17 protein-coding genes and 1 pseudogene are annotated in these 19,641 nt (G+C 67.2%); 2 read left to right on the top strand and 16 right to left on the bottom strand.

Going from position 1 to position 19,641, the window contains the following annotated elements; genetic code table 11:
* Nucleotides 1-379: 379 nt before the first annotated feature.
* Nucleotides 380-1,954, bottom strand: a pseudogene (locus JL11_RS10160) (ComEC/Rec2 family competence protein); the annotation flags it as partial.
* Here JL11_RS10160 and gltX point away from each other — a divergent pair.
* Together gltX and gltA are read left to right on the top strand one after the other, a co-directional pair.
* Nucleotides 1,953-3,368, top strand: a complete 1,416-nt coding sequence (gene gltX, locus JL11_RS10155; RefSeq protein WP_054765569.1) for a glutamate--tRNA ligase — start codon at nucleotides 1,953-1,955, stop codon at nucleotides 3,366-3,368. The pseudogene JL11_RS10160 and the gene gltX overlap by 2 nt on opposite strands.
* 67 nt (nucleotides 3,369-3,435) lie before the next feature.
* Nucleotides 3,436-4,728 carry a citrate synthase gene (gene gltA / locus JL11_RS10150; RefSeq protein WP_054765568.1) on the top strand — a complete coding sequence of 431 codons (1,293 nt, stop codon included), beginning with the start codon at nucleotides 3,436-3,438 and terminating at the stop codon, nucleotides 4,726-4,728.
* A gap of 82 nt (nucleotides 4,729-4,810) precedes the next feature.
* Here gltA and lpxB read toward each other — a convergent pair whose 3' ends face one another.
* The 15 genes from lpxB to rpsB all read right to left on the bottom strand — a co-directional run bounded on the left by lpxB (nucleotide 4,811) and on the right by rpsB (nucleotide 19,621).
* A complete protein-coding gene (lpxB, locus tag JL11_RS10145) occupies nucleotides 4,811-5,980 on the bottom strand; it encodes a lipid-A-disaccharide synthase (RefSeq protein ID WP_054765567.1) in 1,170 nt (389 codons plus the stop codon).
* Entirely contained in the window at nucleotides 5,977-6,816 is an 840-nt protein-coding gene (lpxI, locus tag JL11_RS10140) for a UDP-2,3-diacylglucosamine diphosphatase (RefSeq protein WP_054765566.1), read from the bottom strand. Before lpxI ends, lpxB begins: the two co-directional genes overlap by 4 nt.
* Nucleotides 6,813-7,601 (bottom strand): acyl-ACP--UDP-N-acetylglucosamine O-acyltransferase, encoded by a 789-nt coding sequence (gene lpxA / locus JL11_RS10135; RefSeq protein WP_054765565.1) that lies wholly within the window; start codon nucleotides 7,599-7,601, stop codon nucleotides 6,813-6,815. The genes lpxI and lpxA overlap by 4 nt, the downstream gene beginning before the upstream one ends.
* Nucleotides 7,601-8,077 (bottom strand): 3-hydroxyacyl-ACP dehydratase FabZ, encoded by a 477-nt coding sequence (gene fabZ, locus JL11_RS10130; RefSeq protein WP_054765564.1) that lies wholly within the window; start codon nucleotides 8,075-8,077, stop codon nucleotides 7,601-7,603. The genes lpxA and fabZ overlap by 1 nt, the downstream gene beginning before the upstream one ends.
* 2 nt (nucleotides 8,078-8,079) lie before the next feature.
* Complete coding sequence (gene lpxD, locus JL11_RS10125) at nucleotides 8,080-9,093, bottom strand: UDP-3-O-(3-hydroxymyristoyl)glucosamine N-acyltransferase (RefSeq protein WP_054765563.1); 1,014 nt, start codon at nucleotides 9,091-9,093, stop codon at nucleotides 8,080-8,082.
* Nucleotides 9,094-9,100: 7 nt separating this feature from the next.
* Nucleotides 9,101-9,703 (bottom strand): OmpH family outer membrane protein, encoded by a 603-nt coding sequence (locus tag JL11_RS10120; RefSeq protein ID WP_054765562.1) that lies wholly within the window; start codon nucleotides 9,701-9,703, stop codon nucleotides 9,101-9,103.
* 37 nt (nucleotides 9,704-9,740) lie between these two features.
* Nucleotides 9,741-12,155: an outer membrane protein assembly factor BamA gene (gene bamA, locus JL11_RS10115; RefSeq protein ID WP_054765561.1), complete on the bottom strand. Its 2,415-nt coding sequence runs from the start codon at nucleotides 12,153-12,155 to the stop codon at nucleotides 9,741-9,743.
* A gap of 29 nt (nucleotides 12,156-12,184) precedes the next feature.
* Nucleotides 12,185-13,402, bottom strand: coding sequence for a M50 family metallopeptidase (locus JL11_RS10110; protein WP_054765560.1), 1,218 nt, complete (start codon nucleotides 13,400-13,402; stop codon nucleotides 12,185-12,187).
* Between the two features lie 23 nt (nucleotides 13,403-13,425).
* Nucleotides 13,426-14,622, bottom strand: a complete 1,197-nt coding sequence (dxr, locus tag JL11_RS10105; RefSeq protein WP_054765559.1) for a 1-deoxy-D-xylulose-5-phosphate reductoisomerase — start codon at nucleotides 14,620-14,622, stop codon at nucleotides 13,426-13,428.
* On the bottom strand, nucleotides 14,619-15,440 hold the full coding sequence (locus tag JL11_RS10100; RefSeq protein WP_054765558.1) for a phosphatidate cytidylyltransferase: 822 nt from the start codon (nucleotides 15,438-15,440) through the stop codon (nucleotides 14,619-14,621). The genes dxr and JL11_RS10100 overlap by 4 nt, the downstream gene beginning before the upstream one ends.
* Nucleotides 15,440-16,201, bottom strand: coding sequence for a polyprenyl diphosphate synthase (gene uppS / locus JL11_RS10095; RefSeq protein ID WP_054765557.1), 762 nt, complete (start codon nucleotides 16,199-16,201; stop codon nucleotides 15,440-15,442). The genes JL11_RS10100 and uppS overlap by 1 nt, the downstream gene beginning before the upstream one ends.
* Before the next feature lie 34 nt (nucleotides 16,202-16,235).
* Nucleotides 16,236-16,793, bottom strand: coding sequence for a ribosome recycling factor (frr, locus tag JL11_RS10090; protein WP_054765556.1), 558 nt, complete (start codon nucleotides 16,791-16,793; stop codon nucleotides 16,236-16,238).
* Nucleotides 16,794-16,832: 39 nt separating this feature from the next.
* Nucleotides 16,833-17,567: a UMP kinase gene (pyrH, locus tag JL11_RS10085; protein ID WP_054765555.1), complete on the bottom strand. Its 735-nt coding sequence runs from the start codon at nucleotides 17,565-17,567 to the stop codon at nucleotides 16,833-16,835.
* 125 nt (nucleotides 17,568-17,692) lie between these two features.
* On the bottom strand, nucleotides 17,693-18,634 hold the full coding sequence (tsf, locus tag JL11_RS10080) for a translation elongation factor Ts (protein ID WP_054765554.1): 942 nt from the start codon (nucleotides 18,632-18,634) through the stop codon (nucleotides 17,693-17,695).
* A gap of 102 nt (nucleotides 18,635-18,736) precedes the next feature.
* Nucleotides 18,737-19,621 carry a 30S ribosomal protein S2 gene (gene rpsB / locus JL11_RS10075; protein WP_054765553.1) on the bottom strand — a complete coding sequence of 295 codons (885 nt, stop codon included), beginning with the start codon at nucleotides 19,619-19,621 and terminating at the stop codon, nucleotides 18,737-18,739.
* Nucleotides 19,622-19,641 lie beyond the last annotated feature (20 nt).

The raw sequence follows: 19,641 nt of genomic DNA, 5'->3' as shown, positions 1-19,641 counted from the left end.
ACAGGGCGTCCATCTGCTGCATGTCCGGCGTCCGCCTGCCCCACCACAGGGCGACCGGCCCCGCCCCAGTGAGTTCGGGACGGCATGAAGCGCGGTCGCAGGCCCAGCCGGCCTCGGGGCGGTCCGCCAAGATCAGACCGCGCCGCCGGGACCACAGGTCCGTCGCAAACTCACGCACGCCGGGCCGGACGACGATCGCCTCGCCCTCCCGATGAAAGGCCGCATTGGTCCCGCCGTCGCCGATCCAGACGTCCGGCGTCGGCGCGCGCGGCCAGACCAGCACCGCCGCCGCCAGGGGCAGGCCCAGCCACCGCAGCCGCCCCTGCCAGAGGCAGACGAACAGCACGCCTAGAAAGGCCACGGGCAGCACAGGGTCCGGCGCGCTGGCCACCGTCCGCACCGCGCCCGGCAAGCCGGCCGTCCAGCCGCCGATCGCCAGCGTCAGATCGACGCCCCACCCCGCCACCGCCAGGAACGGGCCGCCCAGGCCCACGGGCTCCAAGGCCGCGCCCAACGCGAGGGCGGGCATAAGGACGAAGTCCGCCACCGGCGCCGTCGCCAGATTGGCCAGCAGCCCATACATGGCCGTCCGGTTGAAATGCTGCATGGCGAAGGGTCCCGTCGCCAGCCCCGCCACGACGCTGGCCGCCACCGCCGCCGTCAGCCAACCGCCGAACCTCTGGACCGCCACAATGGGCCAGGGCGCCGAGATCTCTCGGGTCCGCTTGGGCCAGATTTCGACCAGGGCCACCAGGGCCGCCGTCGCCGCGAACGACATCTGGAACCCCGGCGTCACGATGGCCTCGGGCTGGATCGCCAGGACGGCGAAGGCGGCCACGGCCAGCCCGTGCATGGTCACGGCCTGCCGGTCCAGCAAGATGGCCGCAAAGGCGATGGAGGCGGTAATGGCCGCCCGCTCCGCCGGCGGCGGGGCGCCGGAAATCACCAGATAAACCCCCACAGCCGTCAGGCCCGCCGCGGCGGCGACCTTCTTGCCGGGAACGCGCAAGGCCAGCCAGGGCCAGGCCGCCACGCCCAACCGCACGGCGAAGAAGACAAATCCGCCGACGATGGCCATGTGCAGGCCCGAGACCGACAAAATGTGCGCCAGGCCGGATTCCCGCATCACATCCATGTCGTCCTGGCTGATCCAGGCCTCGTGGCTGGTGGTCATGGCCGCCGCGATCCCGCCGGTCCGCTGCCCCAGCCGCGCCACGATCCGCTCCGCCAGGGCATAGCGCGCCCCATTCACCGCCATGGCCAGTCGAAGCCGCCACGGCGCCGGCGGCAGATCGATCCGCCGTGTCTCTCCCAGAGCGAAGGCCACGCCGCCCAAGCCCTCGAAAAAGGCGTTGCGACCGAAGTCATAGGCGCCGGGACTGGCGGGCGCAGGGGGCGGATTGAGAATGGCGAACAGTCGGATCGCCTCGCCGGGCCTCGGCGGCTCGCCCCTCACCGTGACCCGCAGCCTAACCGGGGTCTCCTCCGGGCTCAGGCCTCGGATCCAGACCGGGGCCGCCACGATCCGCGCGCCGTTCTCGCCAGGGCTGTCGACATCGACGACCCAGGCCTCGATCACCACCCCCTCGGGCAGGGCCGGCGCGATCGGGACGGCCACGCTTTCGGTGCGAATCTTCGCCGCCGCCAGGCCGCAGGTCAGGCAGGCCAGAATCATCAGCGGCCAGGTAAGACGCCGCCTCAAGCCGCGCCGCCGCGCCGCCAGCCATGCCGCGACAGCCGCCGCCGCCGTGATCACCAGAGGCCACAGGCTCGGCTCTGTCCTCAGGGCGAAATAGCAGGCGGCGCCGCCGCCGAAGGCCACCGGCGCCCAAAGCCGCCATCTCAGCGCCTGCGCCTTGACCTCGTCGGCCAGCCAGGCCCGCAAACGCGCGCCGGGGGTAGGCTTTGTCGTCTCGGGGCGTATAAGGGCCTCGCTTACGGACCCTTCCCCCATGACCTTGCCTTCTTCGACTGTCGTCACCCGCTTCGCCCCCTCGCCGACAGGCTATCTGCATATCGGCGGGGCGAGAACCGCCTTGTTCAACTGGCTGTACGCCAAGAGACACGCGGGACGCTTCCTGATCCGGGTCGAAGACACGGATCGCGAACGGTCGACCGAGGAGGCCGTCCAGGCCATCTTCGACGGCCTGAGCTGGCTGGAGCTGTTCGCCGACGAAGAGCCGGTGTTCCAGTTCAGCCGCGCCGACCGCCATCGCGAAGTCGTCGATCAACTGCTGGAGACCGGCCACGCCTATCGCGATTTCACCACGGCCGAGGAAACCGGACGTCTGCGCGACGCCGCCAAGGCCGAGCGTCGCACCTTTGAATCGCCCTGGCGCGACCGCACCCCGACCGTCGACGACCTGGCCCAGCCGCACGTCGTCCGCTTCCGTCGCCCCCAGTCCGCGACCGTCACCGTCGCGGACGAGGTCCAGGGTTCGGTCAGCTGGTCGACCGACGACCTCGACGATCTGGTCCTGCTGCGCTCGGACGGGGCGCCGACCTATAATCTCGCGGTCGTTGTCGATGACCACGACATGGGGGTGACCCACGTCATCCGCGGCGATGACCATCTGAATAACGCCGCCCGCCAGAGCCTGATCTATGACGCCCTCGGCTGGACCCGACCGACCTTCGCCCATATCCCCCTGATCCACGGGCCGGACGGGGCCAAGCTGTCGAAGCGGCACGGCGCCCAGGCCGTCCACGAATACGCCGAAATGGGCTATCTGCCCGAGGCCATGCGCAACTATCTGGCGCGCCTCGGCTGGGGTCACGGCGACGACGAACTGTTCAGCGACGCCCAGGCGATCGAATGGTTCGATCTGGCCGGCATCGGCAAGGCGCCGGCGCGGCTGGACTTCGACAAGCTGGCCCACGTCAATTCGCATTGGCTGCGGCTCGCCGACGACGAACGCCTGGCCAAGCTGACGCTGGACGTCCACCTCGCCCGGGGTCGCAGCCTGGCCGAGGCCGACGAGGCCCGGCTCCAGCGCGCCATGCCGTTCGTGAAGGACCGCGCCAAGACCGTACTGGAGTTGGCCGACCAGACCGAATTCGTGCTCAAGACACGTCCCCTGGACATCGACGACAAGGGCCGCGCCCTGCTGTCCGGCGAAACCCTGGACCGCCTGGCGCGCCTGCGCGATCGGCTGGCCCTGTTCCAGTCCTGGGACGTCTTCGCCCTGGAAGCCGAGCTGAAAAGCTTCGCCGAATCCGAACAGGTCGGCTTCGGCAAGATCGGTCCGCCCATGCGGGCGGCCCTTACCGCAGGGTCAACTTCACCCGATATCGCACGAACTTTGTCCGCTCTTGGGCGCGACGAAAGTCTCGGACGCTTGGATGATGCGCTGCAACAGACTAAGTGATCAACCACAAACCTAAGAGCGCCCGGCGCCTCCCCGCGATCGGACGTCCAAATGCAAAGGGGCATTGATGACTGACCAAGCCAAAACCGCCACGCTCTCCTTCGAGGGCAAGAGCGTCGATCTGCCCGTTCTGTCGGGTTCGACCGGTCCGGACGTTATCGACATCCGCAAGCTCTATGGCGGAACGGGCGCTTTCACCTTCGATCCGGGCTTCACCTCGACCGCCTCCTGCGAGTCAGGCCTGACCTATATCGACGGCGACGCCGGCGTCCTGCTGCACCGGGGCTATCCGATCGACCAGCTCGCGGCCCAGTCGAACTTCATCGAGGTCTGCCACCTTCTGCTGCACGGCGAACTGCCGACGGCGGCTCAGTACGAGAAGTTCGAAGACAGCATCACCATGCACACGATGCTGCACGCCCAGTTCGACCGCTTCTTCGAGGGCTTCCGCCGCGACGCCCACCCGATGGCGATCATGGTCGGCACGGTCGGCGCCCTGTCGGCCTTCTATCACGACAGCCTGGACATCCATGATCCGGTCCAGCGCGATATCTCGGCCATCCGTTTGATCGCCAAGATGCCGACGATCGCGGCCCGCGCCTACAAATATCATGTCGGCCAGCCCTTCATCTCGCCGCGCAACGACCTGTCCTACGCCGAAAACTTCCTGCGGATGTGCTTCGCCGTGCCGGCCGAGGACTATCACGTCGATCCGGCCCTGGTGCGCGCCATGGACCGCATCTTCACCCTGCACGCCGACCACGAGCAGAACGCCTCGACCTCGACCGTCCGCCTGGCCGGTTCGTCGGGCGCCAATCCGTTCGCCTGTATCGCCGCCGGCATCGCCTGCCTGTGGGGCCCGTCGCACGGCGGCGCCAATGAAGAGGCGCTGAACATGCTCAAGGAGATCGGCACCCCCGACAAGATCCCCGAGTTCATCCAGGGCGTGAAGGACCGCAAATACAAGCTGATGGGCTTCGGCCACCGGGTCTATAAGAACTACGACCCGCGCGCCAAGGTGATGCAGCAGTCGGCCTATGAGGTTCTGGCCGCCACGGGCCGCGAAAACGACCCCCTGTTCCAGGTCGCCAAGGAGCTGGAAAAGGTCGCGCTGAACGACGAATATTTCACCTCGCGCAAGCTTTTCCCGAACGTCGACTTCTATTCGGGCATCACCCTGTCGGCCATGGGCTTCCCCACCACCATGTTCACCGTCCTGTTCGCCCTGGCCCGCACTGTGGGCTGGATCGCCCAGTGGCAGGAAATGATGGCCGATCCGTCGCAGAAGATCGGCCGCCCGCGTCAGCTGTACACCGGCCCGACGCAGCGCGATTACGTGCCGATCGAACAGCGCGGCTGATCAAGCGCCACAGGCCTGAAATGCAGAACGCCGGGGCGCAGGCCCCGGCGTTTTTCTTTGTCTGAGACAGGGATGGAGCCGCCTATCCAGCCGCCTTGGCCTCGATGACCCGCAACACGGCCTCGGCGGCCAGGGTCGAGGGATCCGGCCCGCCCCGCCCCATCAGGTCCAGCGCCGCCGTCTGACGCCTTGCCTGCTCGGCCGCAGCCTCGGGATCGTTCAACAGCCGCCCGACGGCCGCCGCCAGATTTTCCGCAGACGCCTCGCCCTGGATGAACTCCGGGGCGATCCGTGCGCCGGCGGCGATGTTGAACAGGGTGATGTGTTCGGCCGTCACCAGCCGCTTCATCAGTTGATAGCTTACCCCCCCGATCTTATAGGCGATCACCATCGGCGCCCCCGCCAGGGCCAGTTCGGTCGAGACGGTGCCGCTGGTCGCCAGGGCCGCCGTCGCCGCCCGCATGGCGTCGTACTTTTCGGCCTCATCGACGACATGGACGCGGAAAGGCCAGGCGGATACGCGCCCGACCACGTCCTTTGACACCGTCCCCGCCGCGACCACCGCGACTTCCAGGCCTGGATCCTGGGCCTTCAACCGCTTGACGGTCGCCTCATAAACCGGAGTCATCCGCGCGATTTCAGCCGGTCGGCTGCCCGGCAGGATCAGCAGCAGCTTGGCGTCTGGCGTGACGCCGCGCCGGGCGCGAAAGGCGGCGCCGTCGGCCCCGCCCATGTCGACGTGCAGGGCGGACGAGCCGACCACCGTCGTCGGCAGACCTTCACGCTCGAACCAGGGCGCGTCGAAGCTGTAGAGGGCCAGCAGATGATCCACGGCCCGCGCCAGGGTCCTGGCCCGACCAGGACGAGACGCCCAGACCTGGGGCCCGACGTATTTGATCAAGGGCACGTCCGGCCGCGCGGCGCGGATCGCCTCTGCGACCCGAATGGTGAAGCCCCAGCTGTCGATCAGAACCACCGCGTCCGGCTGTTCACGCGCCGCCAGGGCGGCCGTCTCCGCCACGCGACGGCGCACCGTCCGGTAGGCGCGCAGACCTTCGATCCAGCCCAGAATCGACAGTTCGGCGATGTCGAAGGGACTGACGACGCCCTCGGCCGCCATGCGCGGGCCGCCGATGCCGACGAAGCTAACCCCCTGACCCAGCCGCACTCTCAAAGCCCGCGCCAGGCCGGCGCCCAAGGCGTCGCCCGACGCCTCGGCCGCCACCAGCATGATCTTCAACGGACGGCTCATCGCGTTTCACCCCAGACGAACAGGCCCAACCGATCCGCCGCCGCCACGATCGCGGACCGGTCGATCAGGATCAACCGCCCGGCGACGCCGGCGATCCCCGCCAGCCCTGCCGCCGCCGCCAGCTCCACCGTGCGCGGTCCGATCACCGGCATGTCCACGCGCAGGTCCTGGATCGGCTTGGGCGCCTTGGCCAAGGCGCCCCTGGGCGAGGCCGGAGCGCCGCGGAGATCGGCGGGCAGGTCCGCCACGCGGCGCAACATAGCGTCGGTGCCTTCCTGCGCCTCGACCGCCAGGACCAGGCCGTCACAGACGACCGCACCCTGGCCGATATCCAGTTCGCCGGACTTTTCGGCGACGTGAAGCGCCTTTCTCAGATCGTCCATCTGCTGCGAGGTCGGGACGACCGCCCCCAGCGCTCCGCCTGCCAGGGTCTCGCCGCCCAGGATGTCGTCGGCGCCTTCAACCGTAAATCCTTCGGCCTCGAAGATGGACAGAATCTTCCTCAGCAGGGCGTCATCGCCCTTGGTCGCCGCCGCGACGATGCCCGGCAGCAGAGATGCGCCCTTCAGATCGGGCTTCAAGGTCTTGAAATCGGGTCGATTGACGATGCCGGCAAGACAGACGCTGGTGCAGCCTTCAGCCTTCAGAGCCTTCAATATCGCCCCGATCTGGGCCATGCCGAACTCGGCGCCGGGCCAGCGGCCCAAGTGCGGATCGGCGAAGCCCGCCAGACGGATGACGAAGACCGGCCGTCCCTCGAGGTCGCATCGGGCCGCCACGGCCGCCGGAAGATCGCCGCCGCCGGCGATCAGGCCCAGCTTTCCGGCGCCGATCATTCCGCGTTCGGAAGACACAGAGGCCGCCGCCCCCCGTCGCGGATGAAGGCGATGATCTCCAATATCTCGGGCAGATCGGCGTATTGGCCGGCGACGGCGTCGACCCTTCCGGCGAACTCACCCTCGCCTTCGAACAGGTCGCGATAGGCGGCCAGCAATCTTCGTATCTGGGATTTGCCGTAGCCCTTGCGCTTCAGCCCGATCAGGTTCAGCCCCCGCAGCCGCGCATGATTGCCCCAGGCCGAACCGTAAGGGATGACGTCGCGGGTCACGGCGGCCAGACCGCCGATGATCGCTCCCTGCCCCACGCGCCCGTTCTGGTGGACGGCGCACAGTCCACCCAGGAAGACCTTGTCGCCGACCTGGGCGTGACCGCCCAGGGTGGCGTTGTTGGCCATGACCAGGTTGCTGCCGACCACGCAGTCATGGCCGATATGGGCGCCGGTCATGAACAGATTGTTGGAGCCGACGACGGTCACGCCCGTTCCCTGGGGCGTGCCCCGGTTGAAGGTGCAGTGCTCGCGGATCAGATTGTTCTCGCCGATCTCCAGCCGCACCGGCTCGCCCTTGTAGCCGTTGTGCTGCGGATCGCCGCCGATGACGGCGAAGGGATGGATCACTGTTCCAGCCCCGACCGTCGTGTCCTGCTGGACCACCACATGGCTGACCAGGCGCACGCCCTCGGCCAGGGAGACATTCGGTCCGACCGTGCACCAGGGGCCGACCTCGACCCCTTCGGCCAGGGTCGCCGTGGCGTCGATCAGGGCGGTGGGGTGGATGGCCATCAGGCGGCGGGCTCCGTCGCCGGCGTGGGCACCGTCACCACCATGGCCATGAACTCGGCCTCGGCCGCCAGCTTGCCGTCGATGAAGGTTTCGCCGCGGAACTTGTAGGCGTCGCCGCGCGCCTTGATCACCTTGACCTGCATGCGCAGCTGATCGCCGGGCCGCGCCGGCTTGCGGAAACGCACGCCGTCGATCGACATGAACATGATGACCTTGTCCGCCACGGCGACGTCCAGGGTCTTGGACATCAGCAAGGCGCCGGTCTGCGCCATGGCTTCGACGATCAGCACGCCCGGCATGACCGGATCGATCGGGAAATGGCCGGGGAAGAAGGGCTCGTTGTGGGTGACGTTCTTGATCCCCACGATGGAAGTCGCGGGGACAAATTCCTCGGCCTTGTCCACCAGCAGGAAGGGATAACGGTGCGGCAGCCGCCGCATCACCTCGGCGTAGTCGATCTTGCCGTCTTCACTCATCCCTATGATTCCCTTGGGGCCTTCTTTGAAGACGCCTGTTTGGCGAGCCAGACGGTTTCACGCAAGAACTGTCGGATCGGGCGGGCCGGATAGCCGGACCAGGTCTCGCCCGCCGGAATGTCGGCCAGGACCCCCGCGCCAGCCGCCACCCGCGCGCCTTCGCCGATCGTCAGATGGTCGCCGATCCCCGCCTTGCCACCGAAGATGACATTGTCGCCGCTGGTCACGGAGCCGGAGATCCCCGTATTGGCCGCCATCAGATTGTTGCGGCCGATGACGCAGTTATGGCCCACCATGACCAGATTATCGATCTTGGTGTTCTCGCCGATGACGGTGTCGTCATAGGCGCCGCGGTCGATGCAGCTGTTGGCGCCGACCGTCACGCCGTCCTGCAAGATCACGCGGCCCAGCTGGGGAATGTCCATGGCGCCGGCCGCCGTGCCGGTGGCGCCGAAGCCCGCCTCGCCGATGCGCGCGCCGGCATAGAGCTTCACACGGTCGCCGATCAGGGCGAAGCCGACGGTGACGTTCGAACCGATCACGCAGTCGCGCCCGATCTGGACGCCCGGACCGATCACCGTATTGGCGCCGATGCGCGTGCCGCGGCCGATGCGGACGCCCTCGCCCAGAACCGCGCCGGGTTCGATCACCACGCTGTCGTCCTCGGACGCCTCAGACGGGGCGATGGCGCGGTCCAGGCTCAACGGGCGGTGCAGCAGGGCCGAGGCCATGGCCCAGGAGGCCTGGGGCGTGCGCGAGACGATCACCGCCGCCTCGGCCGGAACCGAGCCCACCGCCTGTTCCGGCACGATGACGCAGCCCGCCTGTGTCGCCGCCAGGGCCGCCACGAACTTGCGGTCGCCCATAAACGCGATCGCGCCCCCGTCCGCAGAGGACAGGGGCGCGACGGAACCGATCATCCGGTCCCCGCCCCGGACCGCCTCACCCCCGGTCTTGGCCGCCAGTTCGACGACGGACAGGGGCGAAAGGGTTTGGAAGAAGCGGGAATCGGGCATGAGGGCCTTAGTTGGCGGCGGCCGGCTGTTGCGGCTGCTGCGCCGGCACCGGCATGCGGTTGAACGACAGGGTCGGCAGGGCCGTGTTCAGCCGCTGGATCGCCGCGTCGGTCAGGTCCATGGCCGGGTTCATCATGAAGACGCTCTCGCGGTCCAACAGCAGGCCGCAGCCCTTTTCCTGATAGAGGGCGGTCAGGATCGGCGACACAGCCTCGGTGATGGCCTGGCGCTGCATGGCCAGGGTGTAGCGCAGCTCGTTCTCGCGGGTGGCTTCCAGCTGTTGGGCCTCCTGGGCGCGCTGCTGCAGGGCCTGACGGCGCTGTTGCAGTTGGTCCGCGGGCAGGCTAGCCCCCGAGGTTTGCAGTTGCTGGGCTTCCGACTGGATGGCGGTGGCATAGGGCTGAAGCTCGCCCTGAACCTCCTGGGCCAGTTGCTGCATGCGGGCCTCGACCGCCTGACCGGCGGCCGACTGGGCCAGCAGGCGGGCGTTGTAATAGACGCAGACGCCCGGAATGACCGGACCGGGGTTGGCCGGCGCGGCCGTCTGGGCCGAGGCGGCGGTGGCGACCAGCGAGGCGGCGGCCGTGGCGGCGATGATCAGAGCTTTCATGGGTATTCCTCTGCGAACGCTTTTTTGCGTCGCTTCCTTAGAATTGGGTGGAGGTCGAGAAGCGGAAGGATTCCGTCTTGTCGTAGTCTTCCTTGGACAGGACCTTTGAGATGTCGAACCGGATCGGGCCCATCGGCGACTTCCAGTGGATGCTGACGCCGGCGGAAGCCCGCAGCGACAGCTCGTCGGCGATGGTGGTGTCGACCGTACCGGTCGAGGTCAGCTTATAACGGTCATCCAGAACTCCCAGGGTGCCGACGTCGGCGAACAGCGAGGTCTTGATGCCGTACTGTTCGGGCAGATAGTTGGGCACGGTCAGTTCGACGGTGCCGATGGCGTAGAAGTTGCCCCCCAGGGCGTCGGTGGTGTCCAGGTCGCGCGGCCCCATGCCGGCGGTTTCGAAGCCGCGGAAGCTGTTGCCGCCCTTGAAGAAGCGATCGTTGATGCGGATCGGGTCGCCGTTCCAGCCGCTGACATAGCCGGTGGAGCCTTGAAGGCTGACGATCCAGCGCGGGGTGATGCCGTAGTACCAGGCGGCGTCCGCCTCGGTCTTCACATAGTTGACGTCGCCGCCCAGGCCCGCGAAGTCCTGACGCAAGGAGCCGGACCAGCCGCGCGTCGGCCGGATCGGATCGTTGGTGTAGTTCATCTGAAGCGTATAGCCCGCAGACGAGTTGATGTAGCTGCCGACCTGGTCGCACAGGGCCGACGAGCCGCTGCCGCTGGTGTTGCAATAGCCGGTCGGGACGATGATTTCGTCGGACTTCAGGAAGTAGCGGGTGCTGAGCCACATATTGCCGTTCAGCGGATAGGTCAGCCGCAGGCCGCCGCCGGTCGACCGGTAGTCGTAGGAGGAGTATTCGCTGAGGTCATAGCGCGAGTGGAACAGGTCCCAGCCCGCGCGCAGGTCGCGACCCAGGAATTTAGGCTCGGTGAAGCGGAAATCGACCTGTTGACGCAGCGAACCCCACTCCAGCCGGGCGACGACGTTCTGGCCCCGACCGCGGAAGTTCCGCTCTGAAATGCCCAGGTTCACCGTAAAGGAATCGACCGAGCTGAAGCCGGCCCCGACCGAAAGTTCGCCGGTGGGCTGTTCCTGGACGTTGACGTTGACGATGCTCCGGTCCGGGGCGCTGCCGCGGGTCTCTTCGATCGTCACGTCCTTGAAGAAGCCCAGCGCGCGCAGATTGTTGCGCGACCGTTCCATCAGGGCGCGGTTGAAGGCGTCGCCTTCGGTCAGCATCAGCTCGCGCCGGATGACGGGATCGATAGTGCGGGTGTTGCCGACCACATTGATGCGGTCGATGTAGACCCGCTGGCCTTCTGAGACGTTGAAGGTGACGTCGACCGTATCGGTGTCGGGATTGGCGCGGTACGTCGGATTGATCTCGACGAACGCATAGCCCGCAGAGCCGGCGGCGAAGGTCAAGGCGTCGACCGCCTGTTCGATCTTGTCGCTTTCGTACAGCTGGCCTTCGCGGATCGGGACCAGGGCCTTCAGGAACTGGGCGTTGAGGCGGTCGTTCTGAGTGACCACGTCGATCTTGCCGAAGTTGTACTTGTCACCTTCGTTCAGCGTCAGGGTGATCTGGAAGGCCTGATTATCCGGCTGAAGTTCCGCAACCGACGAAATGATGCGGAAGTCGTAATAGCCGCGGTTGGTGTAGAACTTGCGCAGCTGCTCCTGGTCGTACTCCAGCCGGTTGGGATCGTAATTGTCGTTGTTGGAGAAGAACTTCCACCACTGCGACCGCTCTGTCACCATGACGTCGCGGACGTCGTTGTCCGAAAAGGCCTTGTTACCCAGGACGTTGATGGCGCTGATGCCGGTCTGCGGCCCTTCGTTGATCTCAAAGATCACATCGACGCGGTTCTGCTCCAACTGCACCAGCTTGGGCGTCACCGTCGCCGAAATCCGGCCTTGCAGGCGGTAGAGCTCGACGATGGAGCCGACGTCCTCCTGCACCTTGGCGCGGGTGTAGATGCCGCGCGGCTGGAGGGTGACCTCCTTGGTCAGCTTGTCCTGAGAGACGGCGCTGTTCCCTTCGAACACCACCTGGTTGATGATCGGGTTTTCGACGATCTGAACGATCAGATCGCCGTTCTGCACGCCCAACTGCACGTCGGCGAACAGGCCGGTCCGCGACAGGGTGCGCACGGCCACGTCCAGCACGGCGGCGTCAACGGTGTCGCCGGGGCGGATCGGCAGATAGGACAGGACCGTGGTCTGGTCGATCCGCTGGGCGCCCTGGACGATGATCCGATTGACGGTCAGGGCCTGGGGCGCTGCGACCTCGACGCGCGGCGGCTGTTGCGGGGCCGCGCCCTCGGCAGCGGGCGCCGGAGCCGACTGAGCCAGGGCGGGAGCGGAAAAGCCCGCGGCCACGGCCAGCGCCAGGAGGCTGGATCGGGCGCTCAGTCGGACGGCGGCGCGAGATTTCATGTCGTTCATTCTGAAAACCATCGGGGGCTGGCGTCGGCTCACGAGACGAGCCCGCCGAGGAATTGGAAGAGGTTGAGCTTCTGTAGGTCGTTCCACGTCGCGAACAACATAAATCCCGCCAGAAGCGCAAGACCTGCGCGATAGCCCATCTCCTGATACCGCGCCGCCACGGGTCGCCGCGCCACGGCTTCATAGCCGTAGAAAAGCAGGTGGCCGCCGTCCAGAACCGGAATGGGCAAAAGATTTAGAAATCCGATTCCGATCGAAAGTATGGCGGCGAAGCTTGTCAGGGTGAGAAGGAGGTTGAGCGCCATTGCCTGAGGCGCGGGATCGGCCTCCACCGCCGCCGTGGTCAGGGCGCCGGTCGCCTTGGCGATCCCCAGCGGTCCGCTGAATTGATCGCCCGACTCCCGCCCCGTGACCAGCCGCCCCAGATAGGTCAGGGTCGAGCCGATGATTTCGCCGGTCTGACGCACCCCCTCGGTCACGGCCTCGAGCGGCCCATAGCGGATATGGCGGACATCGGCCCGGCTGGCGCCCAGCCCCAGGCCGATCCGACCCACCTTGATGCGGCCGGCGATCGGATCGTTTTCTTCCCGGCGCTCCGGCACCGCCACCAGTTCCACCGTCTGCGCGCCGCGCTCGACGGTGAAGCGAACCGGGTCGCCGGTGGACAGCATGACCGTCTGGGTCACCTCTCCCCCGTCCCGCACTGTGCGGCCGTTGACCCCGGTGATCAAGTCGCCGACCCGGAACCCGGCGGCGGCGGCGGGGGAACCGGCCTGAATCTGGGCCACCCGCGCCGGCCGGATCTGCGTGCCGATGGTCATGAAGACCAGGGCGAAGATCGAAATCGCCAGGATGAAGTTGGCCGCCGGGCCGGCGACGACGATCAGGGCGCGCTGCCAGACGGGTTTGAAATGAAAGTAGTCGCGTTCGGCCCCCGCACCGCCCTGGGCGACCAGGCGTTGGCGCAGTTCGGCCAGCCCAGCCTGATCGGGCACGCTGGATGCATCCAGATCGCCGGAGAATTTGACGTAGCCGCCGAGCGGCATCCAACCCAGCCGCCATTCGATCCCGTGGCGGTCGGTGCGGCTGAAGATCGCCCGGCCGAAGCCGATGGCGAACCGATCCACCTTCACGCCGAAGGCGCGGGCGACCAGGAAATGGCCCAGTTCATGGATGGTGACGATGAAGGTCAGCACCAGCAGGAACGGCACGATATAGATCAGGATCTGACCCAGGGCGCCCAGCATCGTAAATCGTCTCCCCTGGCCGATCAGGCCGCGTTCGCCAGTCCGGCGATAATGGATCCGGCGATCCGTCGCGCCTCAGCATCGACCGAAAGGGCCGCGCTGCAGGCGTCTCCAGAGCCGAACACCATCCCCGCTTTCATCGCACGCTCAAGGGTTTCGGCGACGACTGCGGCAATATTGAGAAAGGCCAGCTTGCGGTCAAGAAAGGCGAAGGCCGCCATCTCATTGGCGGCGTTGAACACCGCCGGCGCCGCCCCGCCCGCCTTCAGGGCTTGACGGGCCAGGTCCAGGGCCGGAAACCGCGCCAGATCCGGCGCTTCAAACGTCAGCCGCCCCAGCGCCGGCAGGTCCAGCTTGGGCGCGGGCCAGGCGATCCGGTCAGGCCAGGCTAGGGCGCAGGCGATCGGCGTGCGCATGTCCGGCGGGCCCATCTGGGCCAGGGTCGAACCATCCACATATTCCACAAGGCTGTGGATGATCGATTCGGGGTGGACCACGACGTCGATCCGATCGGCGGGCATGGCGAACAGATAGGCCGCCTCGATCATCTCCAACCCCTTGTTGGCCATGGTCGCGCTGTCGACCGAGATCTTGGCGCCCATGCTCCAGTTGGGGTGGGCCACGGCCTGTTCCGGCGTGATCCCGATCATCTGGGCCCGCGGGGTCTGGCGAAAAGGCCCGCCCGAGGCGGTCAGCACCAGCTTGGCCACCCGCTCCGGCGCCTCGGCCGGAAACACCTGGAAGATGGCCGAATGTTCGGAATCGACCGGGATAAGACGTCCCCCCGCCCGGTTCACGCGCTCGATCAGGGTCGCGCCGCAGCAGACCAGGCTTTCCTTGTTCGCCAGGGCCAGGGTCGCGCCGGTGTCGGCCGCCGCCCAGGCCGACTTCAGCCCCGCCGCTCCGACGATGGAGGCCATGACCCAGTCGACGGGACGGCTCGCCGCCTCGACGACCGCCGCCTCTCCCGCCGCCGCCCCCACGTCCGTGCCGGCCAGGGCGTCGCGAAGCTCGTCCAGACGCGCGGCGTCGGCGGTCACGGCCACACGCGGCTTCCAGCGCCGGGCCTGTTCAGCCAGCCGGGCGATGTTCGATCCGCCCGTCAGGGCCTCGACCTCAAAGGCGGCGGCCCCGCCCGCCTCGGCCTGGTCCATCAGATCAAGGGTGGACGAACCCACCGAGCCCGTAGAGCCCAGGACGGAGACGCGACGGCGGATCAAGACGCGCCCCGCTCGACCATCAGAACGATCAGCCGTCCGACGGCGACGACCACGACGGCGAACATCAGCCCATCCACCCGATCGAGCAGGCCGCCGTGGCCGGGAATGGTGTTGCCCGCGTCCTTCACCCCGAAGCGCCGCTTCAGGCCCGATTCCCACAGGTCGCCCGCCATGGTCGCCAGGGCGGCCGCAAGACCCAGCACGCCGCCCCAGAAGACGGTCAACCGCCCCATGTCGAACCAGGCCGTCATGACGGCTCCGGCGACAGCGCCCGCCAGGATGCCCCCGACGAAGCCGGACCAGGTCTTGTTGGGCGAAAAGCGGGGCCACAGCTTGGGCCCGCCGAAGGTCGATCCGGCCAGATAGGCCAGGATGTCAGCCGACCAGGCGACGGCGAAGACCAGCACGGTCCAATGCAGGCCGACCGTGGCGTCCACGTCCCGCAACCAGATCAGCAGGACCGACGGCCAGCCCAGATAGAGGACCCCATAGGCGGCGTCCAAGGCCTGTTGCCCTCGGCTGCGCGCATAGAGGCCGGCGGCGGCGGCGCCGAACACCAACATCACGAAGGCGACCGACATGACGCCGAAATAGGCGCTGACCACTGCGGCGACCACGCCCAGGCTGACGGCCCCGCCGATCAGGCGTCGCGCATGCGGGGCGCTCATCGCCGCCCATTCGAAGGCCAGAACGACGCTCGCGGCCGTGATCAGGGCCAGGAACCAGACGCCGCCGATCCAGGTCGCGGCCACAGCCGCCGGCGCCAGGACGGCGGCGGAGGCGGCCCGCAAGGCGATGTCGCGTCCCTTGACCGCCATCAGGCCGACACGCGCGCAGGCTCGACCGCACGACCGCCATAGCGGCGCTCGCGCTGCCGGAAGATCAGCACCGCCTCCTCCAGCGCCTTCGGTCCATAGTCGGGCCAGAGCACGTCCTGAAACACCAGTTCGGCATAGGCGGCTTCCCACAGCAGGAAGTTCGACAGCCGCTGCTCGCCCGAGGTGCGGATGATCAGGTCCAGCGGCGGCGAACCCGCCGTGGCCAGGCCGTCGGTGATGTCGGCCTCGCCGATCGGCTCGATCGTCTCGCCGGCCAGCATCCGCTGCATATGGCGACGGGCGGCGTCGATGAGGTCCGCACGGCCGCCGTAGTTGAAGGCGACCTGAAGCAGGAACCGATCATTGTGCGCGGTCTGGGCCTCGGCCCTTTCGATGATGGCGGCGATGTCGGCCGGAAGGCCCTCGCGACGGCCCAGAACCCTCAGGCGCACGCCCGCCTTTTCCAGACGGGCCAGATCGCTGGCCACATAGGTTCGCACCAGCCCCATCAGGTCCGAGACCTCGTCGGGGGGGCGGCTCCAGTTCTCGGTCGAAAAGCCGAAGACGGTCAGACACTGGATGCCCAGATCCGGCGCCGCCTGGATGGTGCGCTTCAGGGCCTGGACGCCCTCGCGATGGCCCACGGCGCGCGGCAGCCCGCGCGCCTTCGCCCAGCGACCGTTGCCGTCCATGATGATGGCGACATGGCGCGGTCCAGCGGGAGGACGCGAGCCTGAAGGCGCGGCGCTGTCTGCCGTCATCTGTCTTACGATCCCATCAGGCCCGGTCTGTCCGTCAGACCTGCATGATCTCTTGTTCCTTGGTCTTCAAGGCTTCGTCGATACGCTTGATGGCCGCATCCGTCTCCTTCTGAACTTCGGTCTCCAGCTTCTTCTGTTCGTCCTGGCTGATCTCGCCGGCCTTTTCGGCCTTTTTGAAGTCGTCATTGGCGTCGCGGCGGACGTTGCGAACGGCGATCTTCTGCTGTTCGGCGTACTTGCCCGCCAGCTTGACCAGATCCTTGCGGCGTTCCTCCGTCAGGGGCGGGATCGGAATACGCAGGGTCTGGCCGTCGACGATGGGGTTCAGGCCCAGATTGGCGTTGCGGATCGCCTTTTCGACCGAGACCACCATCCCCTTGTCCCAGACGTTGACCGTGATCATGCGCGGCTCGGGCACGCTGATGGCCGCGACGGCCGTCAGCGGCGAGGTCGAGCCGTAGGCCTCGACCCGCACGGGCTCCAGGAGGCCGGCGTTGGCGCGTCCGGTCCGCAGGCCGCTGAACTCTTCCTTCAGGGCGGCGACCGCCTTGTCCATGCGGTCGCGGTAGGTCTTCACGTCAGGCTTGGCCATGGTCTTGGTCTCTCTCGTCTCTATTCGTCGTCCGAACGATCAGCCGCGGTCCTGGATGATCGTGCAGGTGCCCTCGCCCGTCAGGGTCCGGCGCAGGGAATCGTCTTCGCGAATGGAGAAGACGACGATCGGGATGCCCGTATCGCGCATCATGGCGATGGCGGAAGCGTCCATCACCCTCAGGTCCTTGGCCAGAACGTCCTGATAGGTCAGGGTGTCATAGCGGGTCGCGGTCGGGTCCTTCTTGGGATCGGCCGTATAGACGCCGTCCACGCTGGTGCCCTTCAAGAGGGCGTCGCAGCCCATTTCGGCGGCGCGCAGGGCCGCGCCGGAATCGGTGGTGAAGAAGGGCGCGCCCACCCCGGCGGCGAAGATCACCACCCGGCCCTTTTCCAGATGACGCAGGGCGCGGCGGCGAATGTAGGGTTCGGCGATGGCGGCCATCGGAATGGCGCTCTGCACCCGGGTCGAGACGCCGATCTTCTCCAGAGCCGACTGCATGGCCAGGGCGTTCATGATGGTGGCCAGCATGCCCATATAGTCGGCCTGGGCCCGCTCCATGCCGGCGGCCGCCTTGGACAGGCCGCGGAAGATGTTGCCCCCGCCGATCACCAGACAGATTTCCACGCCCTCGGCCGCCACCTGGGCCACGGCCTTGGCGACCGTGTCCACCGTCTTCATGTCCACGCCGAACGCCTGGTCGCCCATCAGCACCTCGCCGGACACCTTGAGCAGGACGCGCTTGTAGCGGAAGTTCGACGGGGCGTCGGGCATGCGGTGTGGTCCGTTGTCTGCGGCGCCGTTGAATCAGGCGACTTCTTATAGACGAAGGGCGCGCCGGCCATCAAAGCCGAACGCGCCCCTCTGATACAAAACCCTCACGAATGAGGGAAAGGATCTTAGTTTCCGCCCATCATGGAGGCGACTTCCGACGCGAAATCGGGTCCTTCGACCTTCTCCACGCCCTCGCCCAGAGCCAGGCGGACAAAGCCCGCCAGGTGCAGGTTGGACGAGCCCAGTTCCTTGGCCGAGTTGGCGACCAGCTGTTCGATGGTCACGTCCGGATCCATCACGAACGGCTGCTTGGTCAGCACCACGTCCTTCTGGAACTTGTTGATCTGGCCTTCCACGATCTTGTCGATCATGGCTTCGGGACGACCCTCTTCCTTGGCCTTTTCGATCAGGACGGCGCGTTCCTTTTCGATGGCGGCCGGGTCCAGATCGTCGGTGTTCAGCGACAGCGGCGCCGTGGCGGCGACGTGCATGGCGATCTTGCGGCCCAGGTCGCGCAGGGCGGTCTTGTCGCCCTCGCCTTCCAGCGCCACCAGAACGCCGATGCGGCCGACGCCCGGAGAAACGGCGTTGTGGACATAGGTCGCGACCACGCCTTGCGACACAGACAGGCGGGCGGCGCGGCGCAGCTGCATGTTTTCGCCGACGGTGGCGATCAGGTTGGTCACCTCGTCCTGGACCGTCTTGCCGGCTTCCAGCTCGGCGCCGTGCAGGGCCTCGACCGTGTGGTGCTCAAGGCCCAGCTGGGCGAAGGCCTTGGCGGCGTTCTGGAACAGTTCGTTGCGGGCGACGAAGTCGGTTTCCGCATTGAACTCGATGGCGGCGGCGACTTCGCCCTTGCCGTCTTCCTTGGACGCCACGGCCACCAGACCTTCGGCGGCGACGCGGTCAGCCTTCTTGGCGGCCTTGGACAGGCCCTTGGCGCGCAGCCAGTCGATGGCGGCTTCGATATTGCCGTCATTTTCCTGCAGGGCCTTCTTGCAGTCCATCATGCCGACGCCCGAACGCTCGCGAAGTTCCTTCACGAGGGCGGCAGTGATCTCGGCCATGTTCTTCTCCTTGGGGGATTCGTATGTGGTAACGGCCGGGCTGACTTAGCCCGGCCGTGTGTCAGTTCAACGCACGGCCCTCGTCTTGAAGGCCGCCCGGCGTCAGCCGGCAGCCTGTTCGGTCTCGACCGCGTCCAGAGCCGCCGTATTGGCCGCGGCGTCGTCCGAGGCCAGCAGCTCTTCGGCGACCGCTTCCGTACCGGCCGGAGCGGGCTCGGCTTCGGCCGGGGCCGAGGCTTCGCGCAGCATCGGCTCGACCGGGGCTTCCGAGGCGCCGAGGTCGATGCCCGAGGCCGAGGCGCCGGCGGCCAGACCGTCCAGGACGGCGTCGGCGATCAGGTCGCAGTAGGTCTGGATGGCGCGGGCGGCGTCGTCATTGCCCGGCACCGGATAGGTGATGCCGTCCGGGTCCGAGTTGGTGTCCAGGATGGCGATGATCGGGATGTTCAGCTTGCGGGCTTCCTGGATCGCGATCGCTTCCTTGTTGGTGTCGATCACGAACATGATGTCCGGAATGGAGCCCATGTCCTTGATGCCGCCCAGCGACAGTTCCAGCTTGTCCTTCTCGCGCTGCAGGTTCAGCAGCTCCTTCTTGACCCGGCCTTCGCCGCCGTTGGCCAGGATGGTTTCCAGCTCGCGCAGGCGAGCGATCGAACCCGAGACGGTGCGCCAGTTGGTCAGGGTGCCGCCCAGCCAGCGGTTGTTCATATAGTATTGGGCGCAGCGCTTGGCGGCTTCGGCGACCGGCTCGGCGGCCTGGCGCTTGGTGCCGACGAACAGGACGCGGCCGCCCTTGGCGGCGACGTCGCGCACCGCCACCAGGGCCTGGTGGAACAGCGGCATCGTCTGCGACAGGTCGATGATGTGGATGTTCGAGCGCGAGCCGAAGATGTAGCGGTCCATCTTCGGGTTCCAGCGGTGCGTCTGGTGGCCGAAGTGGGCGCCCGCTTCCAGCAGGGTGCGCATCGAGAATTCAGGCAGAGCCATGATCGTTCAGTCCTTTTTCC

Origin of the sequence: Brevundimonas sp. DS20 (genome assembly GCF_001310255.1) — a bacterium.
GTDB classification, from domain to species: Bacteria; Pseudomonadota; Alphaproteobacteria; order Caulobacterales; family Caulobacteraceae; genus Brevundimonas; species Brevundimonas aurantiaca.
Note: the sequence above shows the minus strand (reverse complement) of the source record. Positions and strands in the feature narration are given on the sequence as shown.